The organism is Microbacterium testaceum, assembly GCF_001476285.1.
Lineage (GTDB): Bacteria > Actinomycetota > Actinomycetes > Actinomycetales > Microbacteriaceae > Microbacterium > Microbacterium testaceum_B.
The window spans coordinates 64,379-81,290 of record NZ_LDRU01000033.1 but is presented as its reverse complement, the minus strand read 5'-3'; the positions used below and the strand labels follow the sequence as shown (position 1 = coordinate 81,290).

14 protein-coding genes are annotated in these 16,912 nt (G+C 69.9%); 4 read left to right on the top strand and 10 right to left on the bottom strand.

The genetic code is table 11. From position 1 onward, the window contains the following. Positions 1-140 precede the first annotated feature (140 nt). Positions 141-722, bottom strand: coding sequence for a 1,2-dihydroxy-3-keto-5-methylthiopentene dioxygenase (locus NS283_RS07075; protein WP_058596166.1), 582 nt, complete (start codon positions 720-722; stop codon positions 141-143). Between the two features lie 215 nt (positions 723-937). Between NS283_RS07075 and NS283_RS07070 the strand changes: the two genes are divergently transcribed. Genes NS283_RS07070 through mtnK form a run of 4 tightly spaced genes read left to right on the top strand, consistent with a single transcriptional unit; the run spans position 938 to position 5,827 of the window. Beyond that, on the top strand, positions 938-2,032 hold the full coding sequence (locus NS283_RS07070; RefSeq protein ID WP_058596165.1) for a substrate-binding domain-containing protein: 1,095 nt from the start codon (positions 938-940) through the stop codon (positions 2,030-2,032). Beyond that, a complete protein-coding gene (locus tag NS283_RS07065; RefSeq protein ID WP_058596164.1) occupies positions 2,029-3,591 on the top strand; it encodes a sugar ABC transporter ATP-binding protein in 1,563 nt (520 codons plus the stop codon). The genes NS283_RS07070 and NS283_RS07065 overlap by 4 nt, the downstream gene beginning before the upstream one ends. Then, on the top strand, positions 3,588-4,634 hold the full coding sequence (locus NS283_RS07060) for an ABC transporter permease (protein ID WP_058596163.1): 1,047 nt from the start codon (positions 3,588-3,590) through the stop codon (positions 4,632-4,634). The genes NS283_RS07065 and NS283_RS07060 overlap by 4 nt, the downstream gene beginning before the upstream one ends. After that, positions 4,631-5,827: an S-methyl-5-thioribose kinase gene (gene mtnK / locus NS283_RS07055; protein WP_058596162.1), complete on the top strand. Its 1,197-nt coding sequence runs from the start codon at positions 4,631-4,633 to the stop codon at positions 5,825-5,827. Before NS283_RS07060 ends, mtnK begins: the two co-directional genes overlap by 4 nt. A gap of 541 nt (positions 5,828-6,368) precedes the next feature. On the opposite strand, the gene mtnB is transcribed toward mtnK, so the two are convergent. The 9 genes from mtnB to NS283_RS07010 form a co-directional block, all read right to left on the bottom strand. Then, positions 6,369-7,001, bottom strand: coding sequence for a methylthioribulose 1-phosphate dehydratase (gene mtnB / locus NS283_RS07050; RefSeq protein ID WP_058596161.1), 633 nt, complete (start codon positions 6,999-7,001; stop codon positions 6,369-6,371). Continuing rightward, positions 6,998-7,699, bottom strand: a complete 702-nt coding sequence (gene mtnC / locus NS283_RS07045; RefSeq protein ID WP_058596160.1) for an acireductone synthase — start codon at positions 7,697-7,699, stop codon at positions 6,998-7,000. The genes mtnB and mtnC overlap by 4 nt, the downstream gene beginning before the upstream one ends. Next, positions 7,696-8,874, bottom strand: coding sequence for a hypothetical protein (locus NS283_RS07040; protein ID WP_081317301.1), 1,179 nt, complete (start codon positions 8,872-8,874; stop codon positions 7,696-7,698). The genes mtnC and NS283_RS07040 overlap by 4 nt, the downstream gene beginning before the upstream one ends. 183 nt (positions 8,875-9,057) lie before the next feature. Continuing rightward, positions 9,058-9,987: a glycoside hydrolase family 43 protein gene (locus NS283_RS07035; RefSeq protein WP_081317300.1), complete on the bottom strand. Its 930-nt coding sequence runs from the start codon at positions 9,985-9,987 to the stop codon at positions 9,058-9,060. A gap of 51 nt (positions 9,988-10,038) precedes the next feature. Beyond that, a complete protein-coding gene (locus NS283_RS07030) occupies positions 10,039-12,423 on the bottom strand; it encodes a carbohydrate binding domain-containing protein (RefSeq protein ID WP_206542544.1) in 2,385 nt (794 codons plus the stop codon). 107 nt (positions 12,424-12,530) lie between these two features. After that, a complete protein-coding gene (locus tag NS283_RS07025) occupies positions 12,531-13,343 on the bottom strand; it encodes a carbohydrate ABC transporter permease (protein WP_193752640.1) in 813 nt (270 codons plus the stop codon). A gap of 82 nt (positions 13,344-13,425) precedes the next feature. Next, positions 13,426-14,301: a carbohydrate ABC transporter permease gene (locus NS283_RS07020; protein WP_058596177.1), complete on the bottom strand. Its 876-nt coding sequence runs from the start codon at positions 14,299-14,301 to the stop codon at positions 13,426-13,428. Between the two features lie 63 nt (positions 14,302-14,364). Beyond that, on the bottom strand, positions 14,365-15,687 hold the full coding sequence (locus tag NS283_RS07015; protein WP_081317298.1) for an ABC transporter substrate-binding protein: 1,323 nt from the start codon (positions 15,685-15,687) through the stop codon (positions 14,365-14,367). A 98-nt stretch (positions 15,688-15,785) separates the two neighbouring features. After that, complete coding sequence (locus NS283_RS07010) at positions 15,786-16,781, bottom strand: LacI family DNA-binding transcriptional regulator (RefSeq protein WP_058596158.1); 996 nt, start codon at positions 16,779-16,781, stop codon at positions 15,786-15,788. Between the last annotated feature and the right edge of the window lie 131 nt (positions 16,782-16,912).

Genomic DNA, 16,912 nt, shown 5'->3' with positions numbered 1-16,912 from the left:
GTGCCGGGGTGCCGGGGCGCACGACGGCCGGGCGTGCAGAAACGCCCGTTCCCCGCAGAATCCGTGAGGAAACCTGCGAGGAACGGGCGTTTTTCCGAGAGCCGGCGGGGCCCCGGGGCGGGCCGTCGCCTGCGCCGGGGTCAGGCGAGCTGCGCGCGGCGCTCCGCGAGCTGGTCGAAGGTCGCGAACGACTCGGCGATGGGGCTGCCGGTGAAGTGGCCGACCCAGCCGTCGTCGTCGTGGAAAAAGCGGACGCTCACGTAGTGCGGCGCGGTGCCCATGTCGAACCAGTGCGTGGTGTTCGCCGGCACCGAGATGAGGTCGCCCGCCTCGCAGTACACCGCGTGCACCTTCTCGTTCGCGTGCAGGTAGAAGACGCCCGCGCCCTTCGCGAAGTAGCGGTCTTCGTCGTCGTCGTGCTTGTGCTCGGAGAGGAACTTCTGACGCGAGGGGGTCTTCACCTCGTCGTAGTTGTCCTGGACGGGGTCGAGGGCGACGACGTCGACGAGCGTGTAGCCCTCGCGCTCCTTGACCTCACCGATCTCAGCGGCGTACAGCGCGAGGACCTCGTCCTGCGACGCGCCGGCGGGAACGTCGCGGATCTCCCAGCGCGAGAAGCGGGCGCCGAGCTCGGCAAGCGCTTCGCGGATCTCGGCCTCGTCGGTGGTCTCGAGCACGGGCGTGCTCGGGTCGGTCTCTTTCCAGACGGTCAGGAGCGTCACGGCTCCTCCTCTCGGCGCGATGTGGGCGGAATGATCCGATTCTCTCGCCGATTCGACTCGAGTGCCCACTTCGGCCGCATGATCGGCGGTGCCGGTGTAACAAAGTGCAACCTCGAATAACCCGTGTTCGGTCGGTGCTGCTTGACTGCTCGACGGCCCGACCGACACAGCACTCGGACGGACCTCGCACCCGACTCCTCGACGAAGGGGACCCCGTGTCCGTTCGATCCCACCGCTGGGCGACGCTCCTCGCGACCGCCGGCATCGCCGCCCTCGCCCTCTCCGGCTGCGCACAGCAGAACACCGCGGCCCCCGCGGCCTCGGCGGCTCCCGTGCAGAAGGTCGAGAACCTGCCCGCACCGTTCGACGGCGCGCCCGTCAAGGTCGCCCTCGTGCAGCAGTCCGGCGCCGGTGACTTCTTCACCGCGTGGACGGCGGGAGCGAAGGCCCAGGCCGCCGCGATCAACATCGACCTCACCGTCTTCGACGCCCGCAACGACAACGCCAAGCAGGCGTCCGATCTCGAGCAGGTGATCGCCTCGAAGCCCGACGCGATCATCGTGGACCACGGTCAGACCGACACCATCGAGTCGCACGTGCACGATGCGGTGGCCGCCGGCATCCCGGTCATCGTCTACGACCTCGCCCTCAACGACCCCACCGGCGTCATCGTGACGTCGCAGTCCGACGCGTCGATGGCGCAGGGCGTGCTCGACCAGCTCGTCGCCGACGTGGGCGACGGTGCCAAGGTCGGTCTGGCCAGCACCGACGGCTTCGCACCGCTCGAGCGCCGCAAGAAGGTGTGGGACGAGGTCGTCGCCGAGCACAACCTCGACCAGGTGTTCTTCACCGGCAAGGTCACTGAGTCGACCGCGACCGACAACATCCCGCTCATCGACGCCGCGCTCAAGGCCAACCCCGGGATCCAGGCGATCTTCGCGCCCTACGACGAGATCACGAAGGGCGTCGTGCAGGCCGTCCAGCAGAACAACCTGCAGGACAAGGTCAAGGTCTACGGCATCGACATCTCGAACGCCGACATCGAGGTCATGACCGCCGACGGCAGCCCGTGGGTCGCCACGAGCGCGACCGACCCCTCCGCGGTCGGTGCGGGTGTCGTCCGCGCCCTCGCGCTCTCGCTCGCCGGTCAGCTCGACGAGACGAGCGTGCAGTTCCCCGCGATCACGATCACGCGCGACTTCCTGCTCGAGAAGGGCATCACCAACGTCGCCCAGCTCCGCGAGGCCGAGCCGTCGCTCCTGCTGAGTGACACCGTGGTGGCCGACTGGCTCCCCGCGATCTCGGGATGACCTCACCCCTCCACGCCGACGCCGCTCCGGTCGACGACACCCCTGTCGTCCGCCTGAGCGGCGTCGGCGTACGCTTCGGCAGCAATCAGGTGCTGCGCGACGTGTCGCTCACGCTGCGCCCCGGCACGATCACGGCGCTCCTCGGCACCAACGGCGCCGGCAAATCCACCCTCATCGGGGCCGTCTCGGGCGCCAACGCCGCCTACACCGGCGAGATCGCGGTCGGCGGATCGACCCAGCGCCTGACCTCGCCCGCCCGAGCCCGTCGCGCCGGAATCGAGACGGTGCATCAGCGCATCGCCGACGGGATCGTCTCGGGTCTCAGCGTCGCCGACAACCTCGGCCTCACCGACCTGGCGAGTGCAGGGCACCGTGTCGTGCGCCGGGGCGAGTCGGAGCGGGTGGCTCGCGCCGCCCTGGATCGCCTCGGCCTTTCATGGTCGGACGAGGTTCTGAGAGCGGATGCCGCGCGCCTGGGCACCTCCGACGCCCAGCTCGTGGTGCTCGCCCGCGCCCTGCGCTCGACGCCGCGCCTGCTGATCCTCGACGAACCCACCTCCGCCCTGACCGCGGCCGAGGCGGATCGCCTGTTCGCGGTGCTGCGTGTTCTCCGCGACGAGGGCCTCGCGATCCTGTTCGTCAGCCACCGCTTCGGCGAGATCGAGCGGCTCGCCGACCGGATCGTCGTGCTCCGCGATGGCCGGATCGAGCTCGAGGCCGAGCGTCCCTTCGACTGGCACGCGGCGCTCGAGGCGATGCTGGGCGTGCCCACCGAGCTCCAGCAGCACGTCGACGAGCCGCTCCCCGCGGGCGCCGAGGTGCTCTCGGTCGACGGGGCACGGCTCCTCCCGGGGAGCGCCCCGCTCGGTCTCCGGGTCCACGGCGGTCAGGTGACCGGCATCCTGGGTCTGCTCGGAGCGGGCAAGACCGAGCTCGCGGAGCTCGTGACGGGCGTCCGTGCAGATACCGAAGCGCGGTTGCGGCTCGACGGCAGCGAGTACCGACCGGCGGATCCGGCGGCCGCGCAGGCCGCGGGCGTCGTGCTCGTGCCGGAGGACCGCCAGCGTCAGGGCATCCAACCCGGGTGGTCGATCGCCCACACGGTCGGCCTTCCCGTGCTGCGGGCGCTGTCGCGCTTCGGCGTCATGGCTCCGGGCCGCGAACGCGCGGCCGCCGACGCCGTGGTCGAGGACTACGACGTCGTCGCCCCCTCGATCGAGGCCCGCGTCGACGACCTCTCGGGCGGCAACCAGCAGAAGGTCGTCGTGGGCCGCTGGCTCCGCACCGAACCGCGCGTCGCGGTGCTCGACGAGCCGTTCCGCGGCGTCGACATCGGCGCTCGCCGGCGTATCGGCACCGCCGTCCGCGAGCGGGCCGCCACCGGCGCCGCCGTGCTCGTGCTCTCGAGCGACGTCGACGAGATCCTCGAGGTCGCCGACCGGATCGTCGTCCTCGTGTCGGGCCGCATCGCTCTCGATACCCCCGCCGGACGGCTCGACCGTGCGCGCATCGTCGCCGCGCTGCTCGACGACCCCGGCCACCGGAAGGAAACCGCATGACCACCGCCCTCGCTCCGTCGCGACCGAGCGTCGGCTCCCGGACCGTGGATGCCATCGCGAAATGGGGCTTCGTCGCCGTCACGGTGCTGCTGATCGTGTTCTTCGCGGTCACCCAGCCCGCGTTCGCGACCCCCGAGAACATCTTCGGGATGCTGAAGTTCATCGCCCCGATCGGCATCGCCGGTCTCGGCGTGACGCTCGCGATGACCGTCGGCGGGCTCGACCTGTCGGTCGGGGCCAACGCCGGGTTCGCGGTGTCGATCGCCGCGTGGACGATGGTCATCGGCAATCAGGTCGGCGGGATCGCCGTCGGCGTCGTGCTGCTCTCCGGCGCGCTCATCGGTGCGATCAACGCGGCGCTGATCGTCTTCGCCCGCATCCCCGACCTGCTGGCGACGCTGGCGACGATGTTCACGGTGGTGGGACTCAAGCTGATCATCGTCGACGGCAAGTCGATCTCGTCGCAGATGACCCTCGACGACGGCACGACCGCTCCCGGGCGCTTCACCCCCGACTTCCTCTGGTTCGACCGCGGTTCGATCGGCCCCGTCTCGGTCCCCGTGCTGCTCTTCCTCGGCCTCACCGTCGTGCTGTGGTTCGTGCTCGACCGCACACGCTGGGGACGCGCCCTCGCGGCGGTGGGGTCGAACCCCGAGGCCGCGCGGCTCGCCGGCATCCGTGTGAAGGCCTACCGCGCCGCGGCGTACATCGGCTGCGGCATCCTGGCATCCATCGCGGGTCTCGTGCTCGCCGCCCGCATCGGGCAGGGCGACGTCTCGGCCGGCAACAGCCTGCTGCTGGATGCCGTGGCCGTCGCGCTCGTGGGCGTCTCGGTGCTCGGCATCGGACGTCCGAACGCGTGGGGCACGGCACTCGGCGCGGTCCTCGTGGCCGTCATGGTCACCGGGTTCTCGATGATGGGGCTGCCGTACTACATCCAAGACTTCGGGAAGGGCCTCGTGCTGCTGGTCGCTCTGCTGTTCAGCTTCACGTTCCGCCGTCGCAAGACCACCATCGTCGCCGGGAGCACCACCGCATCATGACTCTTCTCACCGATCAGCTGACCGTCGAGTCCGTCCCCGCCTACCTCCTCGCCCGCCCGCACCTTGCGGGGCCGGTGGATCCGGCATCCATCGTCTCAGTCGTCGAGGTCGGCGACGGCAATCTGAACCTCGTCTTCATCGTGAAGGATGCCGCGGGCAACGGCGTCGTGGTGAAGCAGTCGCTCCCGCACGTCCGTGTCGATCCGTCGTGGCCGCTCACGCGCGAGCGGGCGGCGCGCGAGGCTGTCGTGCTCGGCGTGCACGAGAAGATCGACCCCGCGCACGTGCCCGCGTTCCACGGCTTCGACGCCGAGAACCTCGCCCTGTCGATCGAAGACCTCAGCGACCACGCGGTGTGGCGCGGAGAGCTGATCGCCGGGCGACTGCACCCCTACGCGGCCGCCGAGCTCGGGCGGTACGTCGGCGCCGTCGGATTCGCGACGAGCGTGTTCGGCACGCCCGGCCCGGAGCGGCGGCGTCGCATCGCCGAGGCGACGAATCCCGAGCTCAGCGAGATCACCGAGGATCTCGTGTTCACCGAGCCGTACGTCGACCACGAGCACAACGGCTGGTTGCCCGCGAACGAGGAGGACGTGCGGGAGTTGCGCGCCGACCGCGCGTTCGTGCGCGAGATGGGGCTCGCGAAGCAGCGGTTCCAGGAGAGCACGCAGAGCCTCATGCACGGCGACCTGCACACCGGATCGGTGTTCGTGCGCGCCGAGGGCGCCTCGGTCCGGGCGTTCGACTCGGAGTTCGGCACGTACGGCCCCACCGGCTTCGACCTGGGCGCCGTGTGGGCGAATCTCGTGATCGCCGCTGCACGAGCGCACGTGCTCGGCCGGTCGGCCGACGCCGAGACGCTGCTCCGGCTGCCCGTGGAACTCGTCGACGCGTTCGAGGCCGAGTTCCGGAGCCGCTGGCCCGAACGTGTAGACCCGCGCGTCTACGGCGACGAGGTGCTCGAACACACGCTGGCGCAGGTGCGGTCGGACGCCGCCGCCTACGCCGCGGCCAAAGCCGTGCGCCGCATCGTCGGGTTCTCGAAGGTCGCCGACATCCAGACGCTGCCCGAGCCGGAGCGCGCTGTCGCGGCGCGTCTCGTGCTCCGCGCGGCGCGGACGCTCGGCACCGCCCGCCTCGAGGACGCCGACCCGCGCGTGCTCACCGAGCGCACGGTGGCGTTGCTCGGCTGACGCGTGGGCGCGCGGCATCCGCGGTTCGGGGCGGCGGTGCCGGGTCGCGGTAACGCGTCGCCGTGTGCCGCACCGCCGCGTCGCTTTGCCGCACCGCCGCGTCGCTTTGCCGCACCGCCGCGTCGCTGTGCCGCGTCGCCGCGTCGCTGTGCCGCGTCGCCGTGCCGCCGTGCCGCGTCGCCGCACCGCGCATAAACGCGATCCGCTCACATAAACGTGAGGAGCGCGTGTTTTTGTGCGTCGATCGTGTTTATGGGTGAGCGTGGGCTGCGTCGGGCCCGCGCGCTGGTGCGGCGCTGGGGCGAGTGGCGGATGCCGGGTGTCGGAGGTTGTGCGTGTCCGGTCGGTCTCGTCCCGCCGTTCGCGCCGCCCATAAACGCGATCCGCTCACATAAACGCGAGGAGCGCGTGTTTATGCGCGTGGATCGCGTTTATGCGTGCCGCCGCGCCCGCCCGACGGCCCCGGCCGTGCCGCATCGCCGGCCGCCCAGCGGCGCCCACCGGGCCGCGCTCACCCGCGCGACCCGACAGCGCCCGCGGCTCAGCGCGTCGCGACGGCGAAGCGCAGCAGCCACTCCGTGATCTCGAGGTGGCGGCGCGCGGCGGCGACGTCGGCACCCCACGCGTAGATGCCGTGGCTCGCGACGATGAGCGCGGGGACCTCGGGCACCTCGGCCGTGCCCGGGCGGTAGACCTCGTCGAACCAGGCCGCTTCGACGGTCATGTCCTGGTGGTTGCGGATGACGGGAATCGTCACGGTCTCGTCGTGCGCGCGATGGCCGATGCCCTTGAGCATCTCCATGTCGCGGATCTCGACGCCCTCCGGCCACCGGTGCCCGGCGACGACCGCGTTGAACGCGTGCACGTGGAACACGGCGTTCGCCCCGGTCCGCGCGGCGATGTGGGCATGCAGTCCCGCCTCGGCGGACGGAGGTCGTGGGTCGCCGGGGTCGAGGGACTCGCCCGCCGCGTCGATCAGCACGACATCGCGATCGGTGAGCTCGGACTTGTCGAGCCCCGACGCCGTCACGGCCAGCACGAGCGGGTCGCGGTCGACGACGACCGAGAGGTTTCCCGACGTGCCGCGCATCCAGCCGTAGCCCGAGAAGCGCGAGGCCTCGGCGGCGAGGGCGGCCCCGGCCGCGCGCACCCGCTCGGGCGCGGGCAGCGTCATCGCGTCAGCTCGATCTCGTCGAAGGATGCCACCGACGGCGCCGCGAACGACGTCCCGTGCCACGGTTCGCCGGCGCGGTCCAGCGCGACGACCTGCCAGCCGGCGGCACGCGCCGCGGTGACCTCGTCGGGGTGGTCGGTGAGAAAGAGCGCGCGCTCGGGGGCGACGCCGAGGGCGGCGGCGATGCGCTCGTACGACGCGGCCTCCTTCTTCGGCCCCGCGCTGACCGTGTCGAAGAAGTCCTCGACGAGCGGAGTGAGGTCGCCCTGCGGCGCGTGCCGGAACCACGGCACCTGCGACGCGACCGAGCCGGACGAGTACACGGCGAGCCGGATGCCGGCCTCGCTCCACTCCCGCAGGCGTGGCGGCACGTCCTCGAAGAACTGCGAGTGGATCTCGCCCGCGGCGAAGCCCTCGGCCCAGATGATGCCTTGGAGGGTCTTCAGCGGCGTCGACTTCACATCGGATGCCATGAGCCCGCGGAGCGCCTCGGCGACCTCGGCGTCGGTGGCGTCGGCATCCAGACCCGTCTCGGCGATCGCGGCGGCGCGGGCGGCGCGGACCGTCTCGTCATCGCGGCCGAGCACCTCGTCGAGGCGCGGGCGGGCGTAGTCGTACAGGTCGCCCAGGATGAATCCGGCGGCGCTCGTGGTGCCCTCGATGTCGAGCACGACCACGTCGGCGGAGAGGGAGGTCATTCGGAATCCTCGTCGGATCGGGCGTTCACGGGACGGAACGCGATGGTCTCGGGTTGAGCGGTGGATGCCACGGGGGCGGGGTTCTCACGCGAGCGACGCCGACGCAGCGCCGGTGTGGGCGGCTCGGTGGCGCTCGCTTCCGGATCGGTCGAGAAGTGCTCGCCGACGCGGGAGGGCTCGAATGTGCCGCGACTGGTCGCGATGCGGGTGACCAGTCGCGGAGGGGTCACGTCGAACGCCGGGTACCAGGCCTCGGTGACCAGGGGGCTCGCGGTGCGGCGGCCCAGCACCTCGAGAACCTCGGTCGGGTCGCGGTCTTCGATGACGACATCGTCGCCGGTGGGCGCGCCCGGGTCAGGTGCCTCGATCATGGCGTAGTACGGGATGCCGAACGCCGCCGCCGCGGCCGCGTGCGCGAGCGTCCCCACCTTGTTGACGACGGAACCGTCGAGCGCGACACGGTCGGCGGCCGTCACGACCGCGTCGATCGGTCCGGAGCCGACGCCCCGGGGCGACGCGAGGGCAGCGGCGGCCATCCCGTCGGTGATGAGCGTGACCCTCTGGCCGAGCTCGCGGAGCGAATGCGCGGTCAACCGCGCGCCCTGCAGGTAGGGCCGGGTCTCGGTCGCGATCCACTCGATCTCGCGGCCGGCTTCGCGCGCGGCGGCGACGAGCCCGAACAGGTAGGCGTCGGCCCAGCAGTGCGTGAGGACGCGCGGCGACTCCGGCAGCAGGGAGAGGGTCGCACGGCCCAGGCGCAGGCTCCCCTCGCGGTAGTCGCGGTCGACGGCCCGGGCCGTGTCGAGGGTGGCGGATACGAGGGCGTCGGTGTCGTCGGCATCCCTCCCCGCCTCGAGGATCCGGGCGACCGCGTCACGCGGGTGGGCGTTCGTCGGTCGCGCGGTGGCCAGGGCACGGCCCGCGCGGCCGAGCGCCGTGCGCGCCTCGCCGAGGGGGAGCCTCCGCGCCTGCAGCGCGGCGAGTCCCATGCCGGCGGTCGCGGCGTACAGCGGCCCCGAGCTCTGCGTCACCATGTCGCGGATCGCCGAAGCGACCTCGTCGGGGGTGGTGGCATCCACCCATTCCACGCGAGAGGGGAAGACGCGGCGATCGAGGATGCGAACGACGCCGGCGGCTTCGTCGAGGACGACGGAGTTTTCGAGGGTGGCAGACATCGCCGTAATCCTCCCACGGCCCGCCGACACGCGCCGTGCGGATGACGCCGCGCGACGGTGGTCGGCGCGGTGCCGAAGGGATGCCGGCGGTGCGGGCGATCTGCGCACCCTCAATTCGTTGGGGCCGGATGCCGCTGACTGGACGCGGATCGCCGAGGGCGGGCCGTGACCCTCGCCCGCCGATCAGGGCAGAACGCGCGCGTCGGCGGACGGGCCGGCGGCCGCGACTCGTGCCGCGTCGCCGAGTCGATAGCCGTCGTGGTCTGCGAGAAGGGCGGTCACGCGCAGCCGTTCGCGCGGGACGTCGTTGGGCTGGTGGAAGGCGAGCGCGAGTCCGCCGTCCGCCTCGAAGACCATGGCGTGGCCTCCGTCCGAGTCGACGATCGGACGGTCTTGATGACGCCACGGGCCGAGCACGTGGCCGGAGGCGCTGCGGGCCAGGCCCACCGAGTAGCCGCCGTCGCCGCCGCTGGACCACACCATGGCGAGCCCGTCCGCGTCCCGGAACAGGTAGGGGCCGTCGGTGATGTAGGCGCTCGTCTCGTACCCCGTGTCGGTGTTGCGGAAGGGGCGCGCCCACGGCGCGTCCGACGCGGCGAACAGGAGGTGCGGATCTCCTTCGCTCCGAGTGAGATCCGCCGAGAGGCGCTGCGCGTAGATCCGGCCGTCGCCCGCCTGCAGCCACTCGTGGCAGAAAACGAGCCAGGGTTCGCCGGCTTCGTCGACGTGGAGGGTGCCGTCCAAGCACATCCACCCGTCCGGGGTGACCGGGCCGATGGACCACGGCTGGAACGCGCCGTCCGGGCTTTCTGCGGCGAGCACCTGGGTGCCACGCCCGCCGGAGCCGTCGGCGAAGGTGGCGAACATCCACCAGCGGTCGCGATAGAGATGGACCTCCGGCGCCCAGAACTGCGTCCGCCCCCAGAAGTCCGCCGGCGGCCGGAAGGCGGGGAAGGGACCGGCCCAGTCCTCACCGTCGATGCTCTCGTACCGGTCGAATCCGAGGCCGCGTCCGCCCCATGGGTCGTCGTCCGTGGTGCCGAACAGGAGGAGCTTCCCCTCGAATCGGAGGATGAACGGATCCCGGATGCGGAGCTCGGAGAGGTGCGGCATGAGTGTCGTGCTTTCGTGAGGGGGAGGGGGCCGTCGGCCCCCTCCCGAGGGTCAACCCAGGCGGGTCAGGCGGATGTCGTCGCACGCACCCGCGGAGGAGCCGCTGTTCTTGTAGCAGTAGACGGTCGCGCTGGTGACGTTGGTGCCGGTCGTGAACGTCACGGTCGCCGGCCCGTAGAGGGCGCCGCCGACGCGCTGGAACGTCTCGGCCGCTCCCGACCCCTTCACACCCAGCGCGATCTCTTCACCCGCAGCCGCGCGGAGCGACCCGGTGAGGACGTACGACGTCCCGGGCGCAAGGCCCGTGATGGTCTGCTGTGCACCCGAGTTCGCCGCACCCGTCTGCAGCCCGTACGAGCCGGTCGCGGCGGCCGACGTCGTGACGGTCGCGGCGGTGCCCGATCCCGACGTCGACCACGAGCCCAGGGACCCTTGTTCGAAGCCCGGGTTGGCGATCGGGTTCGCGGGCGAGGTCAGCGGCTGCAGGCTGAACGCATCGCACGACCCGGTGCCGGATCCGCTGTTCTTGTAGCAGTAGATCGTCGCGGACGTGGAGGATGCTCCCGTCGTGAAGACGACCGTGGTGGGGGCCCACGCCGTCGCGGTGGAACGGGCGAAGGTCTCGGTCCCGCCGAAGTCCTTCGCCCCCAGGGCGACCTGCTCTCCCGCCGTGGCGACCTTCGTCGACGCGGTCAGCAGGTAGGTCGTCGACGACGCGAGCCCCGAGATCGTCTGCTGGACGCCGCTGTTGGCGGTGCCGGTCTTCACCGACGCGGTTCCGTTGGCGAAGTCCGACGTGTTCGCCGTCGCGGCGGTGCCGCTCCCGCTGGTCGTCCACCCGGTGAGGCTGCCGGTGTCGAAGCCGGGGTTGGTGACGAGGTTGTCGACGGGCTGCTCGTAGGCGCCGATGGAGGGCACGGTTCCGATCGTCGCGCCGGCGAAGTCACGGCCGCCGTTGTTCGCGATCGCCACTCCGCGAGCCAGTGCCGGAGACGACGGACGGATGCGGAACGACGAGGCGCCCGTGGACGTCTGCGACGCCGTGGGGAGCGGCCCCACGAGCTGCGGATCGAGCGTGATCGTCCCGGTCGTCGGAGCGGTGGAGTGCGGGTTGCCGTACAGGAGGTTGTTGGCGTACACCGAACCCGTGGTCTGCACGTACCCGCCGGTGCCGAAGTTGACGACGAGGTTGTTGCGGAACTTGTATGAGCCGCTGGCGCTCACGCCGCTGCGGCTCCCGGTGACGTAGGTCGAGCGTCCGGACGGGATGAAGATCGTGTTGTTGTAGATGTCCGGCTGCGCGGTGGCGGAGTTCGTACGGTTCGGGATGCCACCGGCGAAGTGGATGACGTCCTTCGGTCCCTGCGACGCAGGCTGCAGCGGGCAGGGCCCGGTGTTGGTGTCGTCCTCGCTGACGTTGTACCGGATGATCGTGCCGTCGCTCGGGGTGCTGGACGTCGGCTCGTCGGGAACGTTGATCGGCGGCATGACGAGGATGAACCCGCCGCGGTTGTTGCGCGAGTAGTTGTACTGGAACGTCGTGTTGTGGTTGCCCCAGTCCACGTCGTAGCCCTGACCGTCCGCCTCGTTGACGAAGCAGACCGCGGAGTTATTCTGCACGACGGTGTCGTTGCTGCCGGACATCCAGATGGAGGCGGAGGCCCCGTTGCAGTACTGACCGCTCGGCGGGCATGCGTTCAGCGACTTGGACCCGCCGTACGCGGTGTCGTTGCCGTCGATGAGGGCGCCCTGGCCCTTCACGACGAGGATGTCGTCGCCGCCGGAGTAGCGCATCGTGTTCGACTGGATGCGGACGTTCGTGCTGAGACCGGTGCCCTGACCATCGCGGTCGGGAGTCACCGCCACGGGGATGCGGTCGACGTGATCGAACGTGTTGTTCGAGATGGTGATGTCGTCCCAGGTCGAGACGGTGGTGGTGTGGTTCGTCTGCACGCCGACGCCGGCGTTGGTCGCGTACCAGCCGCCGGAGTACCCGCTGATGTTCCGGATCGTCATCCCGGTGACCTTGAGGTGGGTGAGCACGCCCCCGGAGGAGTTCTCGGCGAGGATGCCGGAGCGGTACGCGGGAGTCGTCGCCGCGTTGCGCAACTCGAGATTCGAGATCTCCCACTGCTGCTGATTCACGAGGTGGATGACGGGACCCACCGCACCGGCGGCATCGATGATCGGCTTCGCGCCGGTGCCGTACGCGCTCATCTGGATCGGGGATGCCGAACTGCCCGAGCCGGCGGGGGAGAGCTGGCCCGTGCACGTCGTTCCCGACTTGAACAGCACGCTGTCGCCGGGCCCGAGGGCGAGGGCGTTGACGGCGGAGAGGGCGTTGAACGGGGAGGCCGAGGTGCCCGTCCCGTTGGTCGATGTCGAGCAGTCGACGTAGTACGCCGTGGAAGCGGCCGAGGCCGGTGCGGCGATCACGGGAGCGACCGCGAGGGTCAGGGCACCGAGTATCGCCAGAGCGACTGTTCGAGGCCGGAGTGGAATGGATGACGTCATTGTCTTCTTGCCTTTCGTTTCGGAGGGGGTCAGGACTTCACGGCGCCCATGGTCAGACCCGCGACGACCTGGCGCTGCAGGATCACGAAGACGACGAGCAGGGGCGCGACGCCCAGCAGTGCGGCCGGGAACAGCAGCGAGGGGTCGAGCGAGTAGCTGCCGACCAGCGAGTAGGCGTTCACCATCACGGTCTTCAGTGCGGGGTTCTGGACGAACACGAGCGGGACGACGAGGTCGTTCCAGACGGTGATGGTGAGGAAGGTCGCGAGGGTGGCGGTGATAGGCCGCAGGAGCGGGAAGAGGACGACGAAGAACGTCCGGACCGAGCCCGCGCCGTCGAGTGCGGCGGCCTCCTCGAGCTCCAGGGGGATCTGCCGGAAGAACGAGGTGTAGAAGAAGATCGCCACCGGCAGGTTGATCGCCGCGTAGGTCAAGATCAGCCCCTGGTAGCTGTTGAGCAGACCGAGGTCGCGCAGGAGCAGATAGAGCGGGGCGATCAGGACGAAGATCGGCACCGTGGATCCGGCGATGAAGAGGCGGTAGGTCCACGTCGTCCACCGACGGGTGATGCGCGCGAGGGGATAGGCGGCGAGAGCCCCGAGCAGGATCGTGAGCAGGAGCGAGCCGAGCAGCACCACGGTCGAGCTCAGGACGCCCTGGGCGTAGTTCATCTTCGCGAACGCGTTGGCGAAGTTGTCGAACGTGATCCGGGTGGGAAGCCCCAGCGGATCCGCCGTGATGTCCGCGGCCGGTCGGAGAGAGGCGATCACGGTGTAGACGAACGGGGCGACGATCAGCAGGACCGTGATTGTGAGGAGCACGTCGCCGATGAGGGCGGACACGGGGCGTCGAACTCCGCGACGGGGAGTTGAAGCGACACCGCGGGGGGTGGGGGAAACAGTCATGTTCTCGTACCGATCCGGGTCAGATGCGGTCTTCGCGACGGCGAAGAAGGGCCTGGGTGGTGCTCGCCAGGACGACGACCACGACGAGGAGGAGGGTGGCGATGGTCGCGCCGTAGGCGAAGCTGCCCTGTCCGCCGAAGATCTTGAAGAAGATGAGCATCGTCAGGGTGGTGGTCGAGCCCGCGGGCCCGCCGTTGGTCATCACGAGGGGCAGTTCGAAGACCTTGAGCGAGCCGATGAGCGAGAGCGTGATGTTCACGGTCAACGCCGGTGCCAGCAGCGGCCATTCGACGGCTGTGAAGCGCTGCCATCCGGAAGCTCCGTCCACCCGCGCCGCGTCGAGCAGATCGGAGGGCAGATTCATGTACCCGGCGAGGAAGATGGATGCCGAGTACCCGGCGAACATCCAGATGTTCACCAGCGCGATCGCCCAGAGAGCGGTGGCCGGGTCCCCTAGCCACACACGGGTCAGCGCGTCCAGGCCGGCGGCGCGAAGGAGGCTGTTGATCGACCCGTCGGGCGACAGCAGCGAGTTCCAGATGAAGGCCGCCATGACCGCCGACATGAGCGTCGGGACGAGGACGAGGGCATTGCCCAACCGGCGCACGCGCGGCCGGTTGTACAGGGCGCGTGCGAGCAGGAGTCCGATGCCGTTCTGGACCACCACGACGACCGCGGCGTAGACGACGGTGATTCCCAGCGCCCGGACGACGTCGCCGTCGGTGGCGAGTTTGGCGTAGTTGGCGGCACCGACGAAGTGACCCGCGTTGCCGACCTTGCTGTCGGTGAGGCTCAGGGAGATCCCCTGGAAGAGCGGGTACGCGACGATCAGCAGGTAGATCGCGAGGGCGGGGGCCAGGAAGAGGGCAGCGGTCAGGGGTTTGCGGTGGATCATCGTCGTCTCCGTGGGGATCGATGGGACCGGGCGAGCGGTGCCGCCCGGTCCCATCGAGGTTCGTCAGCCGGTGGGCGCGAGCTTCTTGTCGAGGTTCTGCAGCGTCTGGTCGATGTCTTGCTGACCGAGCCACAGGGCCTGGACCTCCTGCTGCATCACCTTTTCGCCGGCGGCGCTGAACCAGGTGTTGGACGGCAGGATGCGGTAGTCGCCCGCGTCGACGGCATCCACGAAGGCCTTGGTCACCGGGGTGGACGGGCTGGTGCCGTTGGAGAAGGGCGACACGGCGTTCTCCGCCTCGAGGAACGGGGAGGCGTTCGCGCTGTCGGCCCAGAAGTCGACGTACTTCTCCGCGGCATCCTTGACCTTGGAAGCGGCGTTGACGCTCCACATCGTGCCCACGAAGAGGTTCGCGTTGGAGGCGCCCGACGTTTCCGCGGGCCACGGGATGAATGAGTCGTTCAGGCCGGCCTTCTCGAACGCGGACTGGTTCCAGGCGCCCTGGACGTAGAACGCGCTCTTTCCCGCCTCGAAGTCGGAGATGCCGGTCGTCCATTCGTCCACACCGAGCTCATCGGCGAAGTTGACGAAGCCCTTGGACTGGAGATCCATCAGCTGCTGCGCGGAGGTCTTCCACGAGCTGAAGGATGCCTTGCCGTCGAGGAACTGCTGGTCGAAGTCGGGGTTCTGCTTGTAGACCAGCGAGGCGGCGATCGCGTTCAGCGCCGAGGACCCCGTCCAGCCGCCCTTGTTCGGGAGGGACAACGGAGTGATGCCGGCATCCTTCGCCTTCTGCAGGGCCGCCTCGAACTCGGGCCACGTGGTGGGGACGCTGTCGACGCCGGCCTTCTTCAGCAGATCGTTGTTGGCGTACAGCGAGATGCCGATGACCTCCATCGGGAGGGCGTAGGTGGTGCCGGCGTTCTGGATGAAGGGTGTCACCTCGGAGCGGACGTTCGACGTCCAGTCGCTCGACGACAGATCTTCGAGGTATCCGGAGGAGCCCCAGTCCTGAACCTTCGCGGAGTCGGTCATGATGACGTCCGCGGCGTTGCCGGCCAGGAGTTCGGGCTGCACGCGCTGCGTGTACTTGTCGTTGGCGGGGACGAACTCGAACTGCAGGTCGATGTCGGGGTTGGCCTTCTCGAAGGCGTCGTTGATCTCGCTGATGTTCGCCGGCTCGGCGTCGCCGCCCTTCCATCCGTAGACCTTCAGGACGGTCTTGCCGCCGTCACCGGCGCCGGCTGCCGTGCTGCACCCCGCGGTGGCGAGAAGGAGCGTGGCGCCCAGGACGGCTGCGACCACGGTCTTGCCGTGTCGGAACGCCGCGCGCGAGGTCGAGGAGGGGCGGGTGCCGGTGCGAACGGCTCGGGTGTGCTGGTGCATCGCGTGCTCTCCATTGAGATCTGAAACGTGTGGTTTGGAGCGCTCCAAACTGGAACGATGACGATTGTCATGCCTCCGTGACCGCGTGTCAAGCGCGGTCAGAGCGACGTCGACGCGCGCGGGATCAGGCGGTAGGGGACGCTCAGCTGTTCAGGTGGTGCGTCCGCGTTCTGGATCTGCTTCGCGATCAGGCGAATTGCCTGTCGGGCCATCCAGTCCTTATCGATGAAGACGGTGGAGAGGGCGGGAGTCGAGAAGCGCGAATCCTCGATGTCGTCGACGCCGATCACGGCCACGTCCTCCGGGACGCGCAACCCGTGCCGGCGCAGGGCGGACATCGCACCGAGCGCGAGGAGATCGTTCGCGCAGAAGAGCGCGTCGAACGTGTCCCCGGAGGCGACGAGGGCATCGACGGCGGCCGATCCGTCCTCCCGTGTCCAATCGTCCACGGCCCCCACCGGACTCGCCTCCGTGAGCCCTGCTGCGGCGAGTGCTCGATGGAAGCCCTCCTCGCGCTCCGAGACGACGAACTGGTCGCCGGAGGTCTTCTCGCCGATCATCGCGATCCGCGTGCGACCCTGGTCGATCAGATGGCGCGTGGCGATCTCGGCGATCGCGATGGAGTCGATCCCGACGCGGTCCACCGTCGTGAGGTGGGAACGCTCGCCGAGGAGTACGAGGGGCATCCCCGCGCGCCGACTCTCGATCTCGTCGTCGCCGATGACCGACGGGCTGAAGATCAAGCCGTCGGCGGCGCCCAGATTCCACGCGTCGGCCGCCTCCCGCTCCTTGTCGAGGAGGTTGTCGGTCTGCTGCACCAGGAGTCGCATGCTGAGTTCGTCCGCCGCGGCCACCGCGGAGCGGGCGATCTCCGCGAAGTACGGCTGGGCGAAGTTGGGGATGGCCAGTGCCACCAGCCCGGTGCGTCCGGACACGAGATTCTGGCCGATCGCCTGCGGGCGGTACCCGAGCTTCTCGATCGCGGCGTTGACCTTCTGCCGCACCTCCTCGCGCACGTGCGGGTGGTTGCGGATGACGTTCGAGACGCTGCTCTTCGACACCCCGGCCTCGGCGGCGACGTGCTCCAGAGTCACTCGGCGTCGCACGTTCGACCACCGTCCTCGCCCGCTCGTCTGCCCATGTTTGGAGCGTACCAATGGCGATCGCGGCGGCACAGAGTCGGCATCCCGCCGTCGGCTTGCGGCGCACTATCGGTCGGATCCGG